Source organism: Chryseobacterium sp. BGARF1 (assembly GCF_001677955.1).
In the GTDB taxonomy this organism is placed as follows: Bacteria; Bacteroidota; Bacteroidia; order Flavobacteriales; family Weeksellaceae; genus Chryseobacterium.
The window spans coordinates 1-23,006 of the sequence record NZ_LELA01000068.1 but is presented as its reverse complement, the minus strand read 5'-3'; the positions used below and the strand labels follow the sequence as shown (position 1 = coordinate 23,006).

16 protein-coding genes are annotated in these 23,006 nt (G+C 34.6%); 9 read left to right on the top strand and 7 right to left on the bottom strand.

What is annotated here, in order from left to right:
• Positions 1 to 289: 289 nt before the first annotated feature.
• Positions 290 to 4,960, bottom strand: coding sequence for a DNA polymerase III subunit alpha (gene dnaE / locus AB671_RS13320; protein WP_066675563.1), 4,671 nt, complete (start codon positions 4,958 to 4,960; stop codon positions 290 to 292).
• A gap of 268 nt (positions 4,961 to 5,228) precedes the next feature.
• Between dnaE and AB671_RS13315 the strand changes: the two genes are divergently transcribed.
• The 3 genes from AB671_RS13315 (at position 5,229) to AB671_RS13305 (ending at position 10,609) form a co-directional block, all read left to right on the top strand.
• Entirely contained in the window at positions 5,229 to 7,331 is a 2,103-nt protein-coding gene (locus AB671_RS13315; protein ID WP_228391042.1) for a S8 family peptidase, read from the top strand.
• 76 nt (positions 7,332 to 7,407) lie between these two features.
• Entirely contained in the window at positions 7,408 to 9,480 is a 2,073-nt protein-coding gene (locus tag AB671_RS13310; protein WP_066675559.1) for a thiamine pyrophosphate-dependent enzyme, read from the top strand.
• Positions 9,481 to 9,577: 97 nt separating this feature from the next.
• Positions 9,578 to 10,609 carry a bestrophin family protein gene (locus tag AB671_RS13305; protein ID WP_066675557.1) on the top strand — a complete coding sequence of 344 codons (1,032 nt, stop codon included), beginning with the start codon at positions 9,578 to 9,580 and terminating at the stop codon, positions 10,607 to 10,609.
• A gap of 205 nt (positions 10,610 to 10,814) precedes the next feature.
• Here AB671_RS13305 and AB671_RS13300 read toward each other — a convergent pair whose 3' ends face one another.
• Positions 10,815 to 11,273 carry an Lrp/AsnC family transcriptional regulator gene (locus tag AB671_RS13300; RefSeq protein ID WP_066675554.1) on the bottom strand — a complete coding sequence of 153 codons (459 nt, stop codon included), beginning with the start codon at positions 11,271 to 11,273 and terminating at the stop codon, positions 10,815 to 10,817.
• Between the two features lie 145 nt (positions 11,274 to 11,418).
• On the opposite strand from AB671_RS13300, the gene AB671_RS13295 reads away from it, so the two are divergent.
• Positions 11,419 to 12,648 (top strand): aminotransferase class I/II-fold pyridoxal phosphate-dependent enzyme, encoded by a 1,230-nt coding sequence (locus tag AB671_RS13295; RefSeq protein ID WP_066675568.1) that lies wholly within the window; start codon positions 11,419 to 11,421, stop codon positions 12,646 to 12,648.
• Between the two features lie 364 nt (positions 12,649 to 13,012).
• Here AB671_RS13295 and AB671_RS13290 read toward each other — a convergent pair whose 3' ends face one another.
• Positions 13,013 to 14,017, bottom strand: a complete 1,005-nt coding sequence (locus tag AB671_RS13290) for a glycosyltransferase (RefSeq protein ID WP_066675553.1) — start codon at positions 14,015 to 14,017, stop codon at positions 13,013 to 13,015.
• A gap of 103 nt (positions 14,018 to 14,120) precedes the next feature.
• Here AB671_RS13290 and AB671_RS13285 point away from each other — a divergent pair, with 103 nt between their 5' ends.
• The 3 genes from AB671_RS13285 (at position 14,121) to AB671_RS13275 (ending at position 16,570) form a co-directional block, all read left to right on the top strand.
• The gene (locus tag AB671_RS13285; protein WP_066675552.1) at positions 14,121 to 15,011 is read left to right on the top strand and encodes a LysR family transcriptional regulator; all 891 of its coding nucleotides are present in this window, start codon (positions 14,121 to 14,123) and stop codon (positions 15,009 to 15,011) included.
• 71 nt (positions 15,012 to 15,082) lie between these two features.
• Positions 15,083 to 16,021: a YeiH family protein gene (locus AB671_RS13280; protein ID WP_066675551.1), complete on the top strand. Its 939-nt coding sequence runs from the start codon at positions 15,083 to 15,085 to the stop codon at positions 16,019 to 16,021.
• Positions 16,022 to 16,222: 201 nt separating this feature from the next.
• Positions 16,223 to 16,570, top strand: a complete 348-nt coding sequence (locus AB671_RS13275; protein ID WP_066675549.1) for a DUF1622 domain-containing protein — start codon at positions 16,223 to 16,225, stop codon at positions 16,568 to 16,570.
• Positions 16,571 to 16,909: 339 nt separating this feature from the next.
• On the opposite strand, the gene AB671_RS13270 is transcribed toward AB671_RS13275, so the two are convergent.
• Both AB671_RS13270 and AB671_RS13265 read right to left on the bottom strand, forming a co-directional pair.
• The gene (locus AB671_RS13270) at positions 16,910 to 17,308 is read right to left on the bottom strand and encodes a hypothetical protein (RefSeq protein WP_066675547.1); all 399 of its coding nucleotides are present in this window, start codon (positions 17,306 to 17,308) and stop codon (positions 16,910 to 16,912) included.
• A 4-nt stretch (positions 17,309 to 17,312) separates the two neighbouring features.
• Complete coding sequence (locus AB671_RS13265; RefSeq protein ID WP_066675545.1) at positions 17,313 to 18,482, bottom strand: class I SAM-dependent RNA methyltransferase; 1,170 nt, start codon at positions 18,480 to 18,482, stop codon at positions 17,313 to 17,315.
• Positions 18,483 to 18,605: 123 nt separating this feature from the next.
• Here AB671_RS13265 and AB671_RS13260 point away from each other — a divergent pair, with 123 nt between their 5' ends.
• A complete protein-coding gene (locus AB671_RS13260; protein WP_066675543.1) occupies positions 18,606 to 19,331 on the top strand; it encodes a class I SAM-dependent methyltransferase in 726 nt (241 codons plus the stop codon).
• A 273-nt stretch (positions 19,332 to 19,604) separates the two neighbouring features.
• The gene (locus AB671_RS13250) at positions 19,605 to 20,321 is read left to right on the top strand and encodes a zinc permease (protein ID WP_066675539.1); all 717 of its coding nucleotides are present in this window, start codon (positions 19,605 to 19,607) and stop codon (positions 20,319 to 20,321) included.
• Between the two features lie 74 nt (positions 20,322 to 20,395).
• Here the strand turns inward: AB671_RS13250 and AB671_RS13245 are convergent, their stop codons facing one another.
• Entirely contained in the window at positions 20,396 to 21,823 is a 1,428-nt protein-coding gene (locus AB671_RS13245) for an OmpP1/FadL family transporter (RefSeq protein ID WP_066675536.1), read from the bottom strand.
• Positions 21,824 to 21,852: 29 nt separating this feature from the next.
• Entirely contained in the window at positions 21,853 to 22,914 is a 1,062-nt protein-coding gene (locus AB671_RS23005; RefSeq protein ID WP_066675534.1) for a prolyl-tRNA synthetase, read from the bottom strand.
• Positions 22,915 to 23,006 lie beyond the last annotated feature (92 nt).

The following is a 23,006-nucleotide window of genomic DNA, read 5'->3' as shown; positions in this document are numbered from 1 at the left end:
AATCAAAAAAAATGTTAATATTTTAAAAACATACTAACAATAACACTAATTAAATAAAATATCTTTAAACAAGCATTTGATTACACTGAGCAACGAGGCAAACAAAACCAACCACAACACATTTACTACCAGACACTTAACAAACCAAACCAATCCCTAATTTAACAATAATAAATACCAATAAAAAATTATAGATATCTAATGAGAATTTCAATTAATTAAAGAAATTCCATAAAAAAGTCGTAATCTTTATCAGATTACGACCTAAATATTATTTATTGACTTAAAATCAGTTTAGATAAAACTCATATTTATTAAGAAGTTGAATATTTTTTATTAAATCTCCGTTAAGATTTACGGTATGTTTCATCGATTGAACTTCAATATGAGAATCGTCTTCAACATTTTTAATATAAAATTTAAATTTTTGATTGCCTTGATTTTCATTCAGTACATTTCTAAAGAAACTAAGGTCTTCACTTCGAAAATCCATCACATCCATCACCAAAGAGATGCTTTTGGCAAATTTTTCAAAAGCTTCCTGTAATTCAATCACTTCATTCACGTTGACGAATACTCTCCCATCCTTTACCTGCGCAAATTTTATTTTTAAAATAACAAAACGCTGCACCTCAAGTTTTTCTTTTAATTTCATATAATCGCGATCTCCCAACCTGAAAGAATACGACCCGGAATAATCTTCCAATGTTACAAAAGCCACTTTTTCACCGCTTCTAAAGCCATCCTTCACAACATATTCCGTAATCAAGCCTGCAACAGTATATTCTTTTCCGCCACCGCCATTTTCTCTTTCTTTCTGCAGTGTTTTCCAGTCTTTTTTCTTTTCTTCAAACAATTCTTCCTGCTTATTGGCAAAAGCCTGCTCTTTATAAGCATCTACCTCATCGAGATTTAAAAATCCGAAAACACCTTTAGGCTCAGCTTTTTTAGTTACCTCTTCAATAATTACTTCTTCCTCACCTGCAACAATATCATCAGAAACTATTTCTATTAAATCAGCTACTTCATCCACAGAGTCTTTTTCAAGAATAGGAGCTTCGTCGGTGACCACTTTTGTTTCATCCTCTTTTTCCAAAACAGATTTTTTAGATAAACTGCCCTGCATAAATTGATATTGAAATTTAAACTCATCCAAAGGATGCGCAGAAAGATAAAACCCAATGGTTTCTTTTTCCTTATTTAATTTATGCATATTTGGCCATTCCGGACAAGGTGCTAATTTGGGTTGCTCAATCTGAACTTCATCAGCAAAATCAGCAAAAAGAGAATATTCCAGTTCGTTTTTACTCTCCTGAAAACTTTGTCCATAGCGAATTAATCTTTCAAGATTCGTTTTCCCCGACATATCAATGTCAAAATACTGACCTCTGTGGAAAGAACCTAATTCATCAAATGCACCAGCTACAACCAAACTTTCAGCCACTCTTTTATTCATCTGAGAAGGCAAAATCCTTTCGAAGAAATCGTAAACATTTTTAAATCTTCCGTTTGTACGTTCTTTAGTAATTCCCTCACTCGGTCCTTCTCCAATTCCTTTGATTGCACCCAATCCAAAACGGATTTGTCCTTTTTCGTTTACTGAGAATTTATACTGAGATTCATTCACGTCTGGTCCCAAAACATCCACACCTATACTTTTGCAATCTTCCATGAACATGGTAATAGATTCGGTATTGTTAATGTTGTTACTCATTACACTTGCCATATATTCTGCAGGATAATTAGCCTTTAAATATGCTGTCTGATAAGCAATCAATGCATAACAAGTGGAGTGAGACTTGTTGAAAGCGTATTCTGCAAAAGCTTTCCAGTCATTCCATATTTTCTCTAGTCTTTCTTCATTCAGGTTATTTTTTCTTCCGCCTTCAATGAATTTGGGGTACATTTTGTTCAGAACCTCAATCTGCTTTTTACCCATCGCTTTCCTCAAAGTATCAGCTTCCCCCTTTGTAAAGTTGGCCAATTTCTGAGACAGCAACATTACCTGCTCCTGATAAACGGTAATTCCATAGGTTTCTTGAAGATGTTCTTTGGTTTCTTCCAAATCATAAACAATTTCTTCAATCCCATGTTTTCTGTTGATAAAGTTTGGAATATATTTAATCGGACCCGGTCTGTATAATGCATTCATGGCAATTAAATCGGCAAAAACCGTCGGTTTAAGCTCTCTCATGTATTTCTGCATTCCCGGACTTTCATATTGGAAAATCCCGACCGTTCTACCCTCTTTAAATAATTGATATGTTTTAGTATCATCCAACGGAATAGTATCCGGATCGATATCAACTCCATGTCTTGCTTTAATTATTTTTAAAGCATCTTTAATAATCGTCAGCGTTCGAAGACCCAAAAAGTCCATCTTTAAAAGACCGGCACTTTCCGCCACCGAGTTGTCAAATTGCGAAACCAAGATATCGGCATCTTTTGCAGCAATCGTTACCGGAATAATATTACTCACATCTTCAGGTGTAATAATTACTCCACAAGCGTGAATTCCTGTATTTCGTATACAGCCTTCCATCTTTTTTGCACTCGACAAAACGTCGTGACGTGCATCATCAGGCGTATTAAGAACATACTTCATCTCATCGACAAGCATCTGTTCTTCAGGTTTTAATTTATCATATTTTGCTAATGCTTTAGCAATATTCATCCCCGGACTTGGGGGAATTAATTTTGTAATATTAATAGTATCCGGAATTGGCAAATCTAAAACCCTTCCCGCATCTTTAATCGCAGATTTACCACCCAAAACTGAGTATGTAATGATTTGCGCTACCTGATTTTTACCATATTTTTCAACAACCCATTTAATAATTTTATCTCGACCTTCATCATCAAAATCGATATCAATATCGGGCATCGAAACCCTTTCAGGATTCAGGAATCTCTCAAAAAGTAAATCATATTTAATAGGATCCACATTGGTAATCCCGGTACAATATGCGACTGCAGAACCAGCTGCAGAACCACGACCAGGACCAACCCAAACTCCCATTTTTCTGGCTTCATTACAGAAATCCTGTACAATCAAAAAATAACCTGGATAACCTGTATTGGCAACTACTTCGAGCTCGAAATCTAAACGTTCTTTGATTTCATCGGTAATCCCAGTATCTGCATATCTTTTTCTGGCTCCTTCATAAGTAAGATGCGTCAAATAAGCCATTTCACCACGTTTTCCGCCATCAATTTCATCTTCAGCATGTACAAACTCTTCAGGAATATCAAATTTCGGAAGTAAAACGTCTCTTTTTAAAGTATAAGGTTTAAATTTTGCAGTAAACTCTTCATACGCATCAAATGCATCGGGATAATTTAGAAAAGCTTCTTTTATCTCGTGCGAATTTTTAATATAATACTCCTTTGTTCCTAAGCCTCGTCTTTTGCCAAAACCTTTCCCAACGGGTGTTGTCTGCTTTTCACCATCTTTAATGCAGCTTACAATATCCTGAATATTAGAATCCTCCTTATTGGTATAATAGGTTTGATTCTGTGCTAAAATTTTAACATCGTATTTATCTGCAAAATGTAATAAAACATCATTCAAATGTTCTTCTTCAGGAAGTTGATGATTTTGGATCTGAACATAAAAATCATCTTCAAAAGTATCTTTCCACCATTTGAAAAGTTCCTCCCCTTTTTGCTCACCCGTATTTAAAATAGCATCGGGAATATCTCCCATAATACCTGAAGTAAGAGCAATTAAACCTTCTTTGTATTCAGCAATCACCTCACGGCTAATTCTGGGAACTCCAAAATAAAACCCTTTAAGAAAACCAATACTTGAAAGCTTAGCTAAATTTTTATATCCATTAAAATCTTTCGCCAACAAAACAACCTGCGTTCTTCTGTCGGGGTCGTCTTTTGTAAATTGTTTCTGTTCGTATCGGTCTGAAATATAAAACTCACAGCCTACAACAGGAATTAATGGATCAGAAACAGGTTCAGTTTCGTTGAATTCCGTTGCATTTTCCTCAGCTTCCTGTTTTTTTGCTAAATATTCTTTATGTTTTTTTGCGCGATCCGAATTAGCAGATTCAACCGCAGAAACAAACTTGAAAGCTCCCATCATATTTCCCAAATCGACCATTCCGACTGCTGGAAAATTTTCTTCTGAAGCTTTCTTTATTAAATCATTAATACTTGAAGTCGCCGTTAAAGTTGAAAAAACACTATGATTATCAAAATTGAAATATCTTCCTAAATCAATATCATCAATACTCCCTACATCGGTCTGCTTTTTCTTATTATTAAAATCTGCAACCTGCCTTCTGATAATGATACCAAAAGGTTTAATAGGGTCTGGATAAAGTGTTTTGAAGTACGCCAGCTGGTCTTCAGAAGTTTTCAAAACCTCAGCAGGAATTATCCCGATACGCATCATTTCGAAGAAAACCTGAGCGGTCGCATTTACATCGGCTGCAGCATTGTGCGCTTCATCAAATTTATGACCGTATAGTTTTTCATATAACTCTTCTAGTTTTGGAGACTTATATCGTCCACCTCTTCCCCCACCTAGTTGACAATAATTTGTACCTAGGATCATGGTATCAGCTTTTGGCTTTTCCTGAAGGTTATCCTGAATGTTTTTTCTAAAAAACTCGGCACCAACGATATTATAATCAAACTCAACATTGTGTCCGGAAACGACTCTTACCCTTTCTAAAACTTCAGCAAATTCATTTAAAATTTCTTCAAGATCACGACCTTCTTCGTTAGCGATTTTGGTTGTAATTCCGTGAATTCTTGCCGCGTTAAAGGGAATATCATATCCTTCCGGCTTTATAATATAATCCTGATTTTCTAATAAAACACCATTATCATCGTGTAACTGCCACGCAATCTGCACCATTCTTGGCCAGTTGTCTGAATCTGATAATGGAGCGTTAAAATTTTTCGGTAAACCAGTGGTTTCGGTATCAAAAACTAAATACATGTAGCTTTTTTAAATTAAAAAGAGAATGTAAAGTTACTTCAATTTTTATAATTTTTATTGATAAGTTTAAATAGCTGAAACTACCCAATTTTGAACATCATAAGAAGTCTCGCAAAAACTACAATTTTAACATATAAAATAAATATTTTTTTATTAATTTACTAAATTCATTCGAAGAAAAATTATTAATTCATATATTTGCTATTCATAGTCGTGTAATTAATTTTTATAGTTTATCATGAAAAAACATTTACTTTTAATAAGTACATTGGCAATTTCTCTATTGAGTGCACAAAACAACGATGCATTGAAGAGAGAATTTGAGAGACAAAAAAAAGAGAACAATGCAAAATTTGACTCTTATGTTGCGAAACGTTACGGAGCTAATAAATCACCAGAAGTTTTAAAAGAAATAGAAGAAGAGAGAGCAAATTTTGCAGGTTTTTATTTGAATGAACCCTATTTCTACCAACAGGAAGACACAAGACAAGTATCAAATTCTAATGCTGATGTCTTAAATGCTGGAACTGTTACTGGACTATCAGGTTTATTTAATGGTGAAGGCATTAAGTATACTGTTTTTGATGGTGGAAGGGCGGCAGAAAATCATGAGGCATTTAACAACATGACAAATAATGTAGCTAGAATTAACAATAAAGAAACTACAAGTCAGCCATATTCTGACCATGCCACAGGTGTTTCTGGATTCATTGGTTCTAAGAGTGTAAATTTAACAACTGGAACACCACCAGTCTTTGTGGGTAACGCTAAAGGTGTAGCTATCAACTCAATTATGGATAACTATAGGTTTGTTGAAACTACCTTACCCGCACCTAACAACTTAGCTCCAAGTACCGTATTTGATAAAATATTAATTGCTCAACCTAAAATTTCCAATCATTCATATGGAGTAAATTCTGGTTGGAGCGAAACTAATAGTAGCGTCTCCCCATATCCTGTAACAGGATATTATTGGAATGGAGGTTATCAAAATGAAATAATTTATGACTATAACGGAACTTACTGGAGTAATGATTATAATTACGATGCAATTGTTTATAACAACCCATCTTATGTCATTGTAAAATCTTCTGGTAACTATTTTGGAATGGGTCCTAACGCATCCGCAGGCACTGCACCAAAATACTACAAAAGCAACAATGCCTGGGTACAATTCCCAGCTACTGCCACGTTACCAACAGACAATTGCCCTCAAGGTTATGATTGTATAGGTCCTGGTTCATTAGCAAAAAACATTATTGTAGTTGGTGCCACAAACATTATCACCACTAATAACTTCAAATATACACAACCGAGTGATGTTATACGCTCATCTTACAGCAGCGCAGGACCTAGAGATGATGGTGGAATCAAACCTGACATTTCAACTGTTGGAACTGGTGTTTATTATCCTTCAACTGACTCCACGGGAGCAACAGGTTGGGCTGGAGGAAACGGAACATCTTTTTCAGCTCCGGTAGTTACAGGAATCATTGGATTATGGACGCAAATCAATAAACAACTTTTCAATAATGCAGAACTAAATGCTTCTTCAGCTAAAACTTTAATGATTCATTCAGCTTCAGAGGCAGGGAATGTTGGACCAGACCCACATTTTGGATGGGGATTTATCAATGCTCAAAAAGGTGCTGAGCTGTTAGTTGCCAAATCAAACAACTCGGTAATATTTAATAATGAAACTTTAACAAGTGGTGTTTTAAATAGTAAAACTATTAAAGCATCAGGTTCTGAGCCATTAAAAGTTACAATTTCTTGGATTGACCCTCAATTTAATTACCCAAGTCAGTTCATAAGTGATGTTTACAATAATAGGGTATCAAGACTTGTCAATGATTTGGATTTAAAAATCATCGACACAACAACAAACACAATCTATTACCCTTGGAAGCTTAATGCAGAAAGCCCTATGACTCCTGCAACAAAAGGTGATAATACTGTTGACAACGTAGAACAAGTAGTTTTAGACAACCCAGTTGCAGGTAGAACATATAGAATAGAAATAACTAATAAAGGAACACTTGTTAATAATGCTGCAACTCCTATTTTAACTCCACAAGACTACTCAATAATCGTTACAGGATTTAGTGAAGTTTTAGGAACAAAAGATGTTGCAAATTCAACAAATGGAATTGTTATTGCACCAACTCTTACAAAAGATGTTGTAAACATCTTGAAAGCGCCTAAAAAATCTAGCTACACAGTATATGATTTATCTGGTAAAAGATTACAGAATGGTGTAATCAATAGTGCTCAAGAAACAATTAGTCTATCTTCTTACACTAATGGTATCTATATCATTGAAGTAAAAACCGATAAAGACGTTATTTCTAAGAAAGTTATCAAAGAATAATTATAATTCAGATATAATTTTATGCAAAACACTAACACTTGTTAGTGTTTTGTTTTTTTATGTATATTTGCTTCCTATGGAAAATACACTTCACGAAAAAGTTTCAAAAGATATTTTGCTTAAAGCTTACAATCATATGATGCTTGCCAAAGCAATGGCAGACATCTATGAAGAGAACAGAAATATTACCAAATATGTTCATAGCACATCAAGAGGTCATGAAGCAATTCAACTGGCAACGGCTTATCAATTAAAAAAAGAAGACTGGGTTTCGCCTTATTACAGAGACGAAAGTATTCTTTTGGGAATTGGTTTCGAACCTTATCAATTGATGTTGCAATTATTGGCAAAAGCTGATGACCCTTTTTCAGGAGGTAGATCATACTATTCTCATCCTTCGAGCAGAGATGAAGACAAACCAAAAATCATTCATCAAAGTTCAGCAACAGGAATGCAGACCATTCCGACAGCGGGAGTCGCACAGGGAATAAAATATATTCAGGATTTTAATTTACAACAATTTGAAAATAATCCTGTTGTTGTTTGTAGTCTTGGAGACAATTCTGTAACTGAAGGTGAAGTAAGTGAAGCGTTGCAATTCGCAGCTTTACACCAGCTTCCTATTATTTTCTTAGTTCAGGATAATGAATGGGGAATTTCAGTTACCAAAGAAGAAGCAAGAACTTGTGATGCTTATGATTTCGTAGCAGGGTTTGAAGGTTTGGGAAGAATGCGAGTTGACGGAACCAATTTCGTTGAAAGCTTCGAAGTCATGAAAAAGGCTGTCGATTTTGTAAGAGCAGAAAGAAAACCTTTGGTTGTTTGTGCAAAAACAGTTTTGATTGGTCACCATACTTCCGGAGTGAGAAGAGAATTCTATAGAGATGAAGAAGATTTAACGAAGCATAGAGCAAAAGACCCCGGAGAGATCTTGAGAAATCAATTATTGGAATCTGGTGTTGATGAAGATTTATTAAAACAAATCACTAAAAAAGCTCGTCTTGAAGCCGAAGAAGCATTCGAAAAAGCTCAGAAAGCTGAAGACCCGAAGCCTGAAACAGTGATGCAACATATTTTTGCACCCACTCCTATTACCGAAGAAGTAGGAACCCGTGAACCGGAAGGTGGAGAAAAAATCGTGATGGTAGATGCTGCCATTCATGCTATTCAGGAAATTATGTGGAAACATCCGGAAGCCTTGTTGTACGGACAGGATGTTGGTGAAAGAATTGGTGGTGTTTTCCGTGAGACAGTGACTTTAGGGAAGAAATTCGGAAGCAAAAGAGTTTTCAACACAGCAATTCAGGAGGCTTATATTATCGGTTCTACAACCGGAATGAGCGCAGTTGGTTTAAAACCGATTGTTGAAGTACAGTTTGCAGACTATATTTATCCGGGAATCAATCAGTTGATCACGGAAATCTCAAAATCAAGTTATTTAAGTCAGGGTAAATTCCCTGTGAGCAATATCATTCGTGTACCAATCGGAGCTTACGGCGGTGGCGGACCTTACCACAGTGGAAGTGTTGAAAGTATTTTAGCGAATATTAAAGGGATTAAAATCGCTTATCCAAGCAATGCAGCTGATTTCAAAGGTTTATTAAAAGCAGCTTATTACGACCCGAATCCTGTGGTTATGTTAGAACATAAAGGATTATACTGGAGTAAAGTTCCGGGAACTGAAGATGCTAAAACGATTGAGCCTGCTGAAGATTATATTTTACCTTTCGGAAAAGGACGAATTGTAATTGAAGCTGATGATAAAGAAATCAAAAAAGGAAATACTGTAGTGGTAATCACTTACGGAATGGGAGTTTATTGGGCAAAAGAAGCCGTTAAAAACTTCAATGGTAAAGTGGAAGTGATTGACCTAAGAACCATTATTCCTTTGGATGAAGAATTGGTTTTTGAAAGAGTAAAAGCACACGGAAAGTGTATTGTTTTAACAGAAGAACAGCTCAACAACTCTTTCGCTGAAGCCTTTGCACACCGTATTTCTAAAAACTGTTTCAAATATCTTGATGCCCCTGTAGAAACGATGGGATCACTTGATACTCCTGCAGTTCCAATCAATTTAGTTCTGGAAAAAGAAATGCTTCCAAATGCTGAAAAGCTTACGAAGAAAATTGATGAAATGCTGAAATATTAATTTAAGTAAAAAAATAAATTTGAACCTCTAAAATTTTTTAGAGGTTTTTTTGTACACTTTTTGCTAACTTGGTTTTACAAAAATTTTACTTCTAAAAATGATTACTACAAAATACGTCAATTACAAACAGGTTCTCAACTTATCAGGATTTCACGTAATCCTGATTTCTCTTTGGTGTACATTGATTGCTGTACTTTTTCACGTTTTTCATTGGGACTGGATGATTATTCCTTGGGTTCCCGTTGCATTGATTGGTACAGCAGAAGCTTTTTTGGTCGGTTTTAAAAATAACCAGGCATACGACAGATTGTGGGAAGCGAGAAAAATTTGGGGTGGAATTGTAAACTCAAGCCGTTCGTTTGCCTCTATGATTTATGCTTTTGACACCAATAATGAAAAACTAGGAAAGTTTGATCTAGAAGACCGCAAGAAAAAGATTGTTCACCGTCATATTGCATGGCTGTATGCTTTTCGTGAGCAGCTTTTGGTTCCTGCCGAATGGGAACATATAAAAGTAGAACAAGAACATTTTAAAAATATAGACCACAAACGAAACCGATTAATAAAAGCTGGTTTTCCGGATTATGGAAGAACTCCCATTTTTCTTAATAAATATCTATCTGAAGAAGAAGCCGAACTTCAATCTCATTATAAAAATTTTGCAACGTATCTTATTGCTCAACAATCGAAAGATGTGAACGAGCTGAAAAATAGGGAAGCAATTTCAGAGTTTAATCAGATACAGCTTCAAGATTGTCTTAATGAATTTTATACGTTGCAGGGACAAGCCGAGAGAATTAAAAAATTTCCTTTACCAAGACAGTTTGCGAGTACAGCTTTCGTTTTTAATATCATTTTTATAGCCTTACTTCCTTTAGGTTTGGTAAGTGAATTTGCCAAATTGGGAGATTGGGGAATTTGGGCATCTATTCCTTTCTGTATTATAATTGGCTGGATCTATATTATTATGGAATTGGTGGGTGATTATTCTGAAAACCCTTTCGAAGGATTGATGTTTGATATTCCTATGCTTGCAATTTGTAGAGCTATAGAGATCGACCTTCTTCAAATGACAGGCGAAACAGATTTACCTGATGCAATTACTTCTAAAAATGGGGTGTTAGTGTAGTTTAAGTCATAATTTAAAAACATCGAATTGCACGCAGCCCGACCTGACTGGAGCTCTTTTTACAATTTTAAAAAAGGAAAAAGGCGAGGAAAATTGTAAAAAAGCGGGAACGGAGGGCATAAATGAGAAAAAAGCGAAGGCTTTTATCGAAGTTTACGAACGAAGTTCTGAGCTGCCCTAAATAAAATCAACGTAAAAGCTTTGCTTACAGAATAATTTTGGTTGTATTTTTCACTTCAGAGATAGTGAAAGAGCTGTGTGTACTTGCAATATGCTGCAAAGTCGTGAGTTTGGTCACCATAAAATTTCTGTAATCATCCATATCTTTTAGGCAGATTTTCAAAATATAATCGTAATCGCCGCTTACATGGAAGCATTCGGTGACTTCCTGTAAATTCATTACTTCTTTTTCAAACTGCATCACATATTCTTTTTTGTGCTGAGTCAATTTCACATGGCATAAGATCAGAAATTTTCTGTCAATTTTTGTCTTGTCTACCAAAGCTACATATTTGGAAATTACACCTGAATTTTCGAGTTTTTTGATGCGTTCATACACCGCAGTTACCGAAAGACCAAGCTTATAAGACAGTTCTTTGGTGGTTTGCTTACAGTCTTCCTGTAAATATTGCAACAGTTTTTTATCGGTTTCATCAAAAGTCATAGATAATATTTTACTAAAATTTAGAATAAAGCAAATATAACCAACTTATATTCTAAAAAAATTAAATTTAATAGTTTTATTTTCTAAATATTTAAATTTTAGTTGTTATATGCATCGGAAATATTCATTTTTAAAACAAAAAAATATGAACCATTTCAATGCGGCAAATGAAATACAGGACCTTCAGTATTTCGGAGAATTTGGAGGTGTAAATCCTTCAATTTCTGACAGCTCAACGTATACTTTTCTTTCAGCGAAAACAATGTTTGATACCTTCGAAGGTAATGCAGAAGGTTGCTATCTATATTCAAGACATTCATCCCCGATGAACCTTTATCTTTCTGAAGCTTTGGCAAAAATGGAAAATACCGAAGCTGCCAATGTTACCGCTTCGGGAATGGGTGCGATTACTTCTGTTTTAATGCAGGTTTGCAAATCGGGTGATCATATTATTTCAAGCAGAACAATTTACGGCGGAACGTATGCTTTTATGAAAAATTTTCTGCCGCCTTTCCAAATTGAAACTTCATTTGTAGATATCAATAATTTTGAATCTATAGAAAATGCTATTAACGAAAACACAAAAATCATATATTGCGAAAGTGTAAGCAACCCTCTTTTGGAAGTTGCCGACCTAAGAAAACTTTCGGAAATCTGCAAAAGACATAACTTAAAACTTATTGTAGACAACACTTTTTCTCCACTTACTATCTCTCCTACTCTTTTGGGAGCAGATATTGTGATCCACAGTCTAACAAAATTCATCAATGGAAGCAGTGATACTGTGGGTGGAGTTTATTGTGGAAGTCAGGAATTTATTAATGATACCAAAAATGTAAACAACGGAGCTTGTATGCTTTTAGGTCCTACAATGGACAGTTTCAGGTCTGCAAGTATTCTTAAAAATTTAAGAACGCTTCACATCAGAATGAAACAGCACAGTCATAACGCTTTATTTTTAGCTGAAAGATTTGAGGAAGACGGTTTAAAAGTTTCATATCCAGGTTTGAAGTCTCATAAAAATCATGATTTAATGAAAAGCATGATGCATGAAGAATTCGGATTTGGAGGATTGCTGACTTTAGATGCCGGAACAACAGACAAAGCCAACGAATTGATGGAAATGATGCAGCAGGAAAACCTGGGTTATTTAGCAGTAAGTTTAGGCTTTTACAAAACATTATTCTCATGCTCCGGAAGTTCAACTTCATCAGAAATTCCTGAAGAGGAACGTGAAGAAATGGGAATTTCTGACGGATTAATAAGATTCTCAATCGGTCTCGACCACGATATCGAACGTACCTACGAAAAGATGAAAGAATGCATGCTCAAAACAGGCGTTCTAAACCATGAAATCACTTCATCCATATTTTAATTATTGTATAAAGGCTGTCAAAATTTTGACAGCCTTTATTATTTTTTTAAATTTTAAATCTCTATTTTAAGAAGAAAAGAAGATTAACAAGTCGATTTGATAAAGCCATATTTTCAAGCTTCGCGAAGCAAATTCATTTGCCTTTGCCTCTTAAAATCATACGCTATCCAAATAAATCTTTGCGTTAAAAAACATAAAAATTTAAATCTTATGAAAATGTTTAGGAAAGGCATCCTCAGGTTTCATTTTTATTGATTTGATAAAGCCATATTTTCAAGCTTCGCGAAGCAAATTCATTTGCCTTTGCCTCTTAAAATCATATGCTATCCAAATAAATCTTTGCGTTAAAAACTTCAACAAAAATTTAAACTTTATGAAAATGTTTAGGAAATGCATCCTCAGGTTTCATTTTTAAAACATTTAATAAGATCCAGGATTTTAAGAAACCATATCCGTAAGAAAACATTTGAATATAGGTTGAAATGACCGCCATTCCTGCAATAGCAATATTCTTAGTAACTATTGTAGCATGAATCAGGACCATGAAAGTATACAATCCGAAAAGAGAAAGAACAAAACCTTTTTGTAGCATAAAATATTCAATAAATCCTAAAACATACCCTAATAAAAATAAAGTAGGAAATGCAAAAGAAATTTTCACGTAGTTAGGGTGTCTTTGGTTAAGAATAGGCCTTGCACAACCAAACTGATAGACCTGTTTTGAAAATTTTCCGAAGTCTACTCTTCGTTTGTGATACACTGCAATGTCATCAAAAAAAGCAGTAGTAAAACCATTTTCCCAAAGTGTCATCGACAAATCTGGGTCTTCACCTATCCTCATCTCCGAAAACCCACCTACTTTCTCGAAAACCTCTTTTTTCACACCCATATTGAAACTTCTCGGTTGAAATTTTGAAACCGCTTTTTTATTTCCTCTAATTCCCCCGGTTGTAAAAACAGAAGTCATAGAATAGGAAATTGCTTTCTGCATCAGATTAAAACCTTTATGCGCTTTATCAGCTCCACCAAAAGCATCACAAGGAATGGTAAGAATATCGTTTTTAATATTTTCAATATAATCTTTCTCAACGATCACATCACTGTCTACAAAGACCAACCAATCATTTGAAGCTCTTTTTGCACCGTAATTCCTCGACAAACCAGGCCCTGAATTGTTTTTTTTGAAATATTTTATATTTAAAATGTCTTCAAAATTATGGATTGTCGGTTTTAGATCGATTACAGAACCATCATCAACGATAATCACCTCAAAGTCTTTATCAGTCTGAGAATTGAGTGAATTTAACAGCTCGAAAAGTTCATCTTTTCGGTTAAAAATAGCAACGACGATGGAAATAGTAGGTTTCAAATTGAAAATTTTTCAAAATTAACCATTTTGTGATACAGTTTGCAAATGTAGAATTGAATTGTTCGTTAAAAACAAAAAATAGTTACTTTTATAAAAAAATTTCATGTCTGATTTCCGACTAAAAGTTTTGCTGGAAGTAAAAAAACATCTGAATTTCTCTAAAGCTTCCGAAGCTTTATTCATCACGCAACCTGCGGTAAGCAAACACATCAAAACTTTGGAAGATGAGTTGGGAGTACAGCTATTTGAAAGAACCAAACAAGGGGTAAAATTAACGTTGGAAGGAGAAAAATATTCACTTTTTGCGGAGGAGATTCTGAATCTTTATGAAGAAGGAAAATTCGTCATGAATCAGGTTAACAATACCTACGAAGGAACTCTTAAGATTGGCGCGAGTACTACCATTGCACAATATATTCTTCCGAAAATCTTAGCACAATTTGCCTCGCAACATAAAGGGATCGAGATCATTCTAATCAACAATAATACTGAAGAAATTGAGAATTTACTCATTCAGAAAAAAATTGATGTCGGATTTATTGAAGGTGTTTCCGGAAAACCGCAACTGAAATATGCAGAGATTGGAAAAGACGAATTGGTTTGTACCGTGAGCACCAATCACCCTTTAGCAGAAAAAAGTAGCTGTACTATTGAAGACATTTTACAGTTTCCATGGGTTTTCCGCGAACAGGGTTCCGGAAGTCTCGATATTTTGAATATCTATTTAAAACAAAGTGGAGTCAGCAAAAAAGACATCCACACAGAAGCTTATCTGGGAAGTACCGAAAGCATAAAATCGTATTTGAAAGTATCAGATTGTATTGGTTTTGTATCCGTTTATTCTATAACTGACGAAATTATCGCCGGAAAACTAAAAATTTTAGATATCGACAATTTGGAAATGTTGCGTTCTTTCTATTCTGTAGAGCTTCATGGTACGTTAAAAAATATTCCTAAATTATTTTTAAAATTTCTAATAAATAACTTTAAGTAATATCAAATAACAATTTATCATAACATACTGTAATTTTATTTTCTGAATTTTGTAAAAAGAAATTCATCGTTATGATAAAAAATATTTCACCTTCGCTCAGAAAATTTATTTTTCTTTTCGCTGCATTTATTTGCCTTCTTCCTTTTATGGATGCTCCTTTAGCATTGGTATTAGGATTTTTGGTCTCGCTATTGATACAGCATCCATTCAAAGAATATCAAGGGAAGATTACCAGTTTTTTGTTGCAGTTTTCAGTAGTAGGTTTAGGATTTGGAATGAATATTCATGAAGCCCTAAAAGCAGGGAAAGAAGGATTCATATTTACAGTGGCATCGATATTTCTTACATTAACCGCAGGAATTCTTATCGGAAAATTTTTGAAAATACGGAAAAACACTTCCACTCTTATTTCCGCCGGTACTGCAATCTGTGGCGGAAGTGCGATTGCTGCTATTGCACCGGTTATAAAAGCTGATGAAAACGAAACGTCGGTTTCTTTGGCAACTATTTTTGCACTCAATTCTATTGCTTTATTTTTATTTCCTGTTTTAGGGCACCTTTTAAGTATGGATCAGCACCAATTCGGGCTGTGGTGTGCTGTGGCAATACACGATACAAGTTCGGTTGTAGGAGCATCTTCAAAATTTGGAAATGAGGCTCTGAAAATTGCGACTACGGTAAAATTAGAACGTGCACTTTGGATTATCCCTATAAGTTTACTTTTTGCTTTTATTAATAAAAAGAACGGGACTGGTAAAATAAAAATCCCTTATTTTATTTTTATGTTTGTATTGGCAATTATAGCAAGCTCTTACATCCCAGCCATAGAAGCTATTTCAGGGAACATCGTTTTTCTTGCCAAAAAAGGTTTAACACTTACTTTATTTCTGATTGGTTCAAATATGAGCATCACAGCACTGAAGGCTGTAGGCGTAAAACCGCTGATTCAAGGAGTCTTGCTTTGGGTACTTATTTCTGTGGGCAGTCTATTGGCTATTCTCTGGATGTAGATCTTTTATTAAATTCTTATGTTTTTTTAAGTTTCATTCTTCTATAAAGTATTCTAGATTCCCCTTATCTATAAAATATATCACGCAGATTTCCCGAATTCCCCAGACTTATTTTAGCATTTTAAATTTTTAAAATTAATTCGCGTTTAAAAATTAATTAAAATAGCTAACTTAATTATCTCTTAAAAAGTTTACAACATAATGGAAGAAATTAAAATTTATATAGATTATGTCGCCAGAATTATTGAAGTTATCGGGGTACTTACAATTTTTGCCGGAGCCGTAATTGCTTTGGTAAAGTATCTATTTTCTATCCAGAGTACCAATCCCAGATCTTACAAAATACTAAAGCAGGAATTGGGAAAAGCCATTTTATTAGGTCTCGAAATTCTTGTTGCCGGAGATATCATTGCGACAGTGGTTACTGAACCTACTATCGATCGGCTTTTAGCTTTAGGATTAATTGTTCTTATCCGTACTTTTTTAAGCATTTCTATTCAGGTTGAAGTAGAAGGTAAATTTTCCTGGCAGAAAAAAGAGGAAGTTTAATTGTTTTTAAAATATGTAAAAAGACAGCTTTCCAAGGTAGGTAAATCTCATTCCGAAGTGTACAGATGGTTTTCTGATATGTACAGATGATATTTTGAGATATGCAGAATACATTTTGTTATTGACAGTTCATATTCCGAACTGTATAGATAGTTTTCTGCATCAAACAGAGAGTATTCCGAGTTCTATAGATAGTATTCCGACACGTACAGATTTCATTCCGTACCAAACATATGAATTTCCGTATCGTATACGTATTCATTATTATACAAATCATTTTCCGTTACTTAATATGTCACCTCCAATGTAACAGATCATTTCACTAAGAAAAATTATTTTCTACAAGAAAACTCCTGATTTATAATAGATAAACAGTACAAAAGAAATTATCAGCAAAATCACCGAACCGTTAAAAAAAATAAATTTAAAAAGACTTTTAAAATAAAAAAGTCCGAGCTGATAAAGCGAGAAAAACAAGACGAATGAAATAAGAAAACCGATGAGAGTGCAAACCAATAGAGTTTGTACATAACTCTCTTCCGGTAAAGGATCTTTGAAAACTATAAAATAAAGAATGGAAGCCATCGCAAGAAAGCTTCCACTCCATAATTCTGTTGTGTATTTTGATTTTTTTGAAGACTTTTTGGTGATTGCAGATTTTGAAGATGAATTTTTAGAAAAATCCAAAGTCAACAAATCTACAAGCGCATCCAAACCATCAAAAATATTAAAAGGCATATTTTTAGTCTTCTTTATTTTCTAATTTATGCAGTTTTTTCGTTCCTTCATACATTTCATACTGTAAAAATCGGGTTTCCAGTTTTCCGTTGAAAAGTTTTATTTTTCTTGAAGGTCGAAGTCCTATTTTCTTTGGTGCGTCTAGATCTGAAGAAATTAACCAAGCCAAAGTATTAGGATAATTTGTTTTGAAAGTATCTCCTATTTTCTTGTAAAAATCGTCATCATTTATAGAGATTCTCTCATCATAAGGCGGGTTGAAAACCATCAACAAAGGAAATAATTCTTTTTTAGATTCGAAGAAATCTTGTCTTCTTACCTCGATGATGTCTTCCATTTCTGCAGATGCGATGTTGGCATCAGCTGCATCCAGCATTCTTCCGTCGATATCGTATCCTACAATTTTCCCATGAAATTCTCTCACTCTTTCTATTCTGAATTCTTTAATTTTGTTAAATAAAGTTTCATCATAGTTTTTCCAGTTTTGGAAACCAAATCTTTTTCTGAAGATCTGTGCCGGAAGATCCATTGCAATCATCGCCGCTTCAATTAAAAGCGTTCCCGAACCACACATTGGATCCAGGAAATTCCCTTTTCCGTCCCAACCTGCCAACTGAAGCATTCCACTTGCCAAAACTTCGTTAATAGGCGCTTCCCCTTGCTCTCTTCTGTAGCCTCTTTTAAATAAAGCATCACCAGAAGAATCTAATGAGATTGTCACCAATTCTCTATCGATATGAAGGTGAAACTTAATATCCGGAGATCTGGTCTCTATACTCGGTCTTTTACCGTATCTGTTTTGAAAGAAATCTACAATAGCATCTTTCATTTTGAAAGTCATAAACTGTGAATGGCTGAATCTCTCAGAATTCACCGTAGAATCGATAGCAAAAGTCTGATCGACACTCATAAAATCATCCCACTCAAATTTAAAAAGCTTTTCGTAGAATTTTGTCTCGTTGTAAGCTTTAAATTCATCGATCGGAACCAAAATTTTCAATGCCGTTCTCGCTGAGTAATTGATCTTGTAAAGAAATCCTAGATCACCCTCGCAGTTTACTGCACGGTTTTTAAGTTCTACATTTCTTCCACCTAATTTTTTAACTTCCTCAGCAAGAATAGGTTCTAATCCGAAGAATGTTTTTATCTGAATTTTAAGATTTTCTGTATCCATTTTGCAAAAATAGTGATTTTAGTTGTTGGTTGTCAGTTTATAGTTGATAGAAATCATCATATGTGATAAAAACCATTAACCAACAACTACTGACCATCAACCAAAAAACACTATTTTTGCATCATGGAATGGTTTGAATCGTGGTTTGATACCCCTTATTATCACTTATTATACAGCAACAGAGATTATACAGAAGCTGAAAACTTCATTACAAAACTTACCTCTGAGTTAGAGCTTCCTCAATCTGCAAAAATTATTGATCTCGCTTGTGGAAAGGGAAGACATTCGGTTTTTCTTAATAAATTAGGTTATGATGTTTTAGGTTTAGATCTTTCGAGACAAAGTATTGAGCATAATAAACAGTTTGAAAACCAAACGTTGATTTTTGATGTTCACGATATGCGAAACCCTATTGATCACAATCCTGTAGATGCAGTTTTTAATCTTTTTACAAGCTTCGGGTATTTTGATAATGAAGAAGATGATAAAAATGTTTTCAAATCGGTTTGCAATGCTTTGAAAAAAGACGGGTATTTTGTTTTGGATTATCTGAACGAAGAATTTGTACGAAACACTTTGGTCCCAGAAACAACAATTACACGAGGAGAAATTGATTTTAAAATTTCTAAAAAAATAGAAGACAGACATATTATTAAAAATATAAGATTTGAGGCAGACGGAAAATCTCATCATTTCTTCGAAAAAGTAAAACTTCACACTTTAGAAACTATTAAAAACTATGCTGAAGAAAGCGGTTTTGAACGCGTGAAAATTTGGGGAAATTATCAATTGAATGATTTTGATAAAGATATTTCGCCACGTTGTATCAATTTATTTAAGAAAAAATAGATCGAAAAATTGCACTTGTAGTGGTGACCAATATATTATTTATGATATTAACATTAATTTCAATATTTAGTGGAATTAAGTTTGGTTATTTTCATAGTCATACACCTCCACTTCCTTTTGTTATTTCAAGTTTATTAATGACCATTGGACTATTTGTAATTTTTTTTAAGAAAATTTTATTTAAAAATAAAACTAACTTTGGTATACATCTTATGATATTAGGTGTGAATCTGGTCATTGTTTTATTTTGTTTATCACCCCTTTTTAACTAATATGATATTCATTCTCCTTATATTAAGTGTTGTCGCCGGAGTTTTACTCGGAAAATTTTTCGGACAAAAAGAAAAATTCTCTAAAAATCTATTGATCTTAAGTGCCGGATTTTTAATAACCATTTGTTTAAATGAAGTTTTCCCGCAGGTTTATACTTCAGACATCGGTAATCTTGGAATTTTCGTTATTGCCGGAGTTTTATTGCAAATGATTCTCGAAGCTTTAACAAAAGGTTTCGAACACGGACATTTTCACCATCACGGTGAAAATAATATTCTTCCGATGGCATTAATGGTCGGTTTATTCATTCATGCTTTTATTGAGGGGATTCCTTTGGCGAATGAGACCAATCCGTTTTCTCCTTATTTAATGGGAATTGTATTTCACAATCTTCCTATTTCATTTATTTTGGGGGCATTTTTATTCAACAGGAAAAGTTCTAAAACCTCATATCCATCGATATTAATTGTTGGTTTATTTGCTTTGGCATCACCTTTCGGAATGCTTTTAGGTAATTATTTCAACCCAGCTTGGCAACCATACTTTTTAGCAATCGTAGGTGGAATTTTCCTGCATATTTCATCTGTTATTATTTTTGAAAGCAATAAAAATCACAACATTGACTGGTCTAAAATAGGTTTGGTTATTTTAGGGGTTTCATTGGCTTTAATGATGCATTTATTCCATGACCATTCTCATGTTGGCCATCATCATTAAATTTAATTTTAAGATAAATAAAAAGGCTTCGAGAAATTTTCCCGAAGCCTTTTTTATGTTTTATAAATAGTATTTTAGAATTTCCAACCTACTGTTAGAAAGAAATTATTTCTAATATTTTTAACATCTGAAACTACTGAATTTGGTGTAGCTACATCAAAATCTCCTGAATAATATCCTGTTCCGAAGCTTTCATTTCCACTCAAGAAAGGGTTTTTATATTTAGAGCTGATGTTTTGATATGCTGCATCAACATAGAATTTACCGAAGTCATATCCGATACCTGCACCAATCGTATTTCTATCTCCTAAAATCAAGTTGCTGTAATTAACATCTGCAGCTTGACCGTTATTAGAATAAGCACTAATCGTCATAGCATCAAACGGACTTGAAGCATAAGAATAACCACCTCTCAATCTTAAAGCTTTGATTCTGTATTCTGCCCCAACTTTTATTTCTGATGAGTTTTTGTATGAATCATTAAAGAATGAGTTTAGCTCCCTTTCCGCATCTCCTTGAACTTTATATTTAGGCTTCGTTACTCCTAAAGTATAATCTACATTAATTGCAAAATTCTTTGTAGGAACAAATGCACCACTAAAAGTAGCTTTCATAGGCGATCTGAACGACCTGTCTTCAGTAAAGTGATCAAGATAGATCAATCCATCAGTTCCTGTATAATAGTCTGTATAGATTCTATCCATGTTCCACCAAGTAGGGGTTTCTATAGACGCTCCCAATCTAAACTGATTGGTGATTTTACCAATAACCCCTAAAGTTGCAGAAAAACCATTTGATTTTTCAGAAAACGGAGTATATTGTTTGTCAAATGAATAGATTGTTTTATCTAAATCTAAACCAAAATTGGCACTATCATACTGTTCTAAATCTGCATAATGCATATTAATACTTGCACCAAGATATAGTGAGTTGTTGTAATTGGCACCTACCCCAAGATTAAATTTAGTTTGAGTTCCGTATCTGTTGTAAGCATGTCCCAAGTAAGCAAGATTACCTACTACAGGATTTCCTGAACCATCAACAAGATTTTTTGGAATTGAAATGTTGGCATTTCCTCCAGTTTCCACATAGTTTTCAATCGATTGTGTAGAAATACTTGCTCCCAAATTAATAAACTTCCAAGGAGTCTCTGTCATCAACTGAAAAGCTGCAACACCGCTCGCATTTCCGATATTAGCTTTTGTAATATTATAATTAATTGAAGACCCTGCTAAAGAGCTTGTATTTTTATTATCTGTAACCGATAAAGTTGCCGAAACATCACCCGCAATTGCAACACCCAGACCTGCCGGGTTGGTAAGTAATGCTGTAGCATCACCTCCTAAAGCTCCGTTAGATCCTACCATTGCGTTAAACTTTGATGACCCAACCATTGGTGTGTTTGAATAAACATCAATCGAATTTCTTATCGTTGATATATCCTGAGCCTGCAAATAGAATGCTGCAGTCACACCCATTAATACTAGAGATTTTTTTAACATTATTTTTTTAATAGTTATTAAGTTTAACTTTATCTACCACCTGATCTGAAACCACCGCCTCCGCCGGATCTCATACCGCCTCCACCTCCGGAAGAACCACCTCTAAAACCACCACTGCTGCTTCCAGAGTTAAAACCTCCTGATCTGAAGCCGCCATTATCACTAGGTCTTGTACTTTCATTTCTATATCTAGGCTGAGATTGTTGTTGTTGATTGTAGTTGTAATTTGGTCTTGTAGGTCTTACACCGTTATTCATATTAGGTCTCATCCCGCTATTAGGATTACGGTACCCCCCATTGCTATTGTTATTATTTCTAAACCCTCCATTATTCGTATTATTAGAAGGTCTGTAAGAAGAACCAGGTCTCATTCCTGAAGTATTGCTTCGGAAGCCAGAACCGTTATTATAAGAATTTTTCAACATAGAATTATTCGTTCTGTAAGCTCCTGTTCCATTAGTTCCAAATCTTCCATTTGCTCCACTTCGTGCGTAAGGTACTCTGTGGTAATGGCCACCCCATCCCCAATAAGGATTGTAGCCTCCCCAATAAGGGTTATATCCCCAGTAATTATTCCAGCCCCAATAAGGATTGTAGCCGCCCCAGCCCCAAGAGTTACCCCAGCCAAAAGACATGCTCATGCCCCAACCAGATCCCCAATAAGGTCCGAAGCCTCCGCCCCAACCCCAAGGTGAGCCCCAGCCCATCATTCCCCACGAATTATCGTAGTAGTTGGTTTCACTACCTGCAAAATTACCCCAGTCGGAATCGGTAGCATTACTGTTCCAATTAGAATCATTCCAGCTGCTATAGCGGTTATTTTGTTGAGCAGCGTTCATTTCAGCATTCTGAATCAGATTAGTATCATCTTGATAATAATCATAATATTCTCCTACTCTGTTTCCTTCATTACCATTGATGATGACACCCTCCGGCAATGTATCTTTATTTGGGTCATAATACACCCCATCGGTCTCGCTATATCCACCCATCTGTGCACCACAAGACATTAACAATAATCCACTTGCAACAGCCAAAACACCTTTTGATTTTAGCATTGCAAGTAAATTTTTATGTATATTTCTTTTCATGATAATGTAAAAATTTTTAATTTAAATTATATTTGCATTCTGTACCAAAAATATACCAACTTATTGGTAACAAAAATCTATCAAAAATAGAT

What these genes read in the sequence shown, in the direction of transcription:
- AB671_RS13285 (WP_066675552.1), top strand. Translation starts at nt 14,121, where the DNA reads ATGTCTGATTTCCGACTAAAAGTTTTGCTGGAAGTAAAAAAACATCTG.
- AB671_RS13265 (WP_066675545.1), bottom strand. Translation starts at nt 18,482, where the DNA reads ATGGATACAGAAAATCTTAAAATTCAGATAAAAACATTCTTCGGATTA.
- AB671_RS13245 (WP_066675536.1), bottom strand. Translation starts at nt 21,823, where the DNA reads ATGTTAAAAAAATCTCTAGTATTAATGGGTGTGACTGCAGCATTCTAT.
- dnaE (WP_066675563.1), bottom strand. Translation starts at nt 4,960, where the DNA reads ATGTATTTAGTTTTTGATACCGAAACCACTGGTTTACCGAAAAATTTT.
- AB671_RS13280 (WP_066675551.1), top strand. Translation starts at nt 15,083, where the DNA reads ATGATAAAAAATATTTCACCTTCGCTCAGAAAATTTATTTTTCTTTTC.
- AB671_RS13300 (WP_066675554.1), bottom strand. Translation starts at nt 11,273, where the DNA reads ATGACTTTTGATGAAACCGATAAAAAACTGTTGCAATATTTACAGGAA.
- AB671_RS13260 (WP_066675543.1), top strand. Translation starts at nt 18,606, where the DNA reads ATGGAATGGTTTGAATCGTGGTTTGATACCCCTTATTATCACTTATTA.
- AB671_RS13270 (WP_066675547.1), bottom strand. Translation starts at nt 17,308, where the DNA reads ATGCCTTTTAATATTTTTGATGGTTTGGATGCGCTTGTAGATTTGTTG.
- AB671_RS23005 (WP_066675534.1), bottom strand. Translation starts at nt 22,914, where the DNA reads ATGAAAAGAAATATACATAAAAATTTACTTGCAATGCTAAAATCAAAA.
- AB671_RS13295 (WP_066675568.1), top strand. Translation starts at nt 11,419, where the DNA reads ATGAACCATTTCAATGCGGCAAATGAAATACAGGACCTTCAGTATTTC.
- AB671_RS13250 (WP_066675539.1), top strand. Translation starts at nt 19,605, where the DNA reads ATGATATTCATTCTCCTTATATTAAGTGTTGTCGCCGGAGTTTTACTC.
- AB671_RS13305 (WP_066675557.1), top strand. Translation starts at nt 9,578, where the DNA reads ATGATTACTACAAAATACGTCAATTACAAACAGGTTCTCAACTTATCA.
- AB671_RS13275 (WP_066675549.1), top strand. Translation starts at nt 16,223, where the DNA reads ATGGAAGAAATTAAAATTTATATAGATTATGTCGCCAGAATTATTGAA.
- AB671_RS13310 (WP_066675559.1), top strand. Translation starts at nt 7,408, where the DNA reads ATGGAAAATACACTTCACGAAAAAGTTTCAAAAGATATTTTGCTTAAA.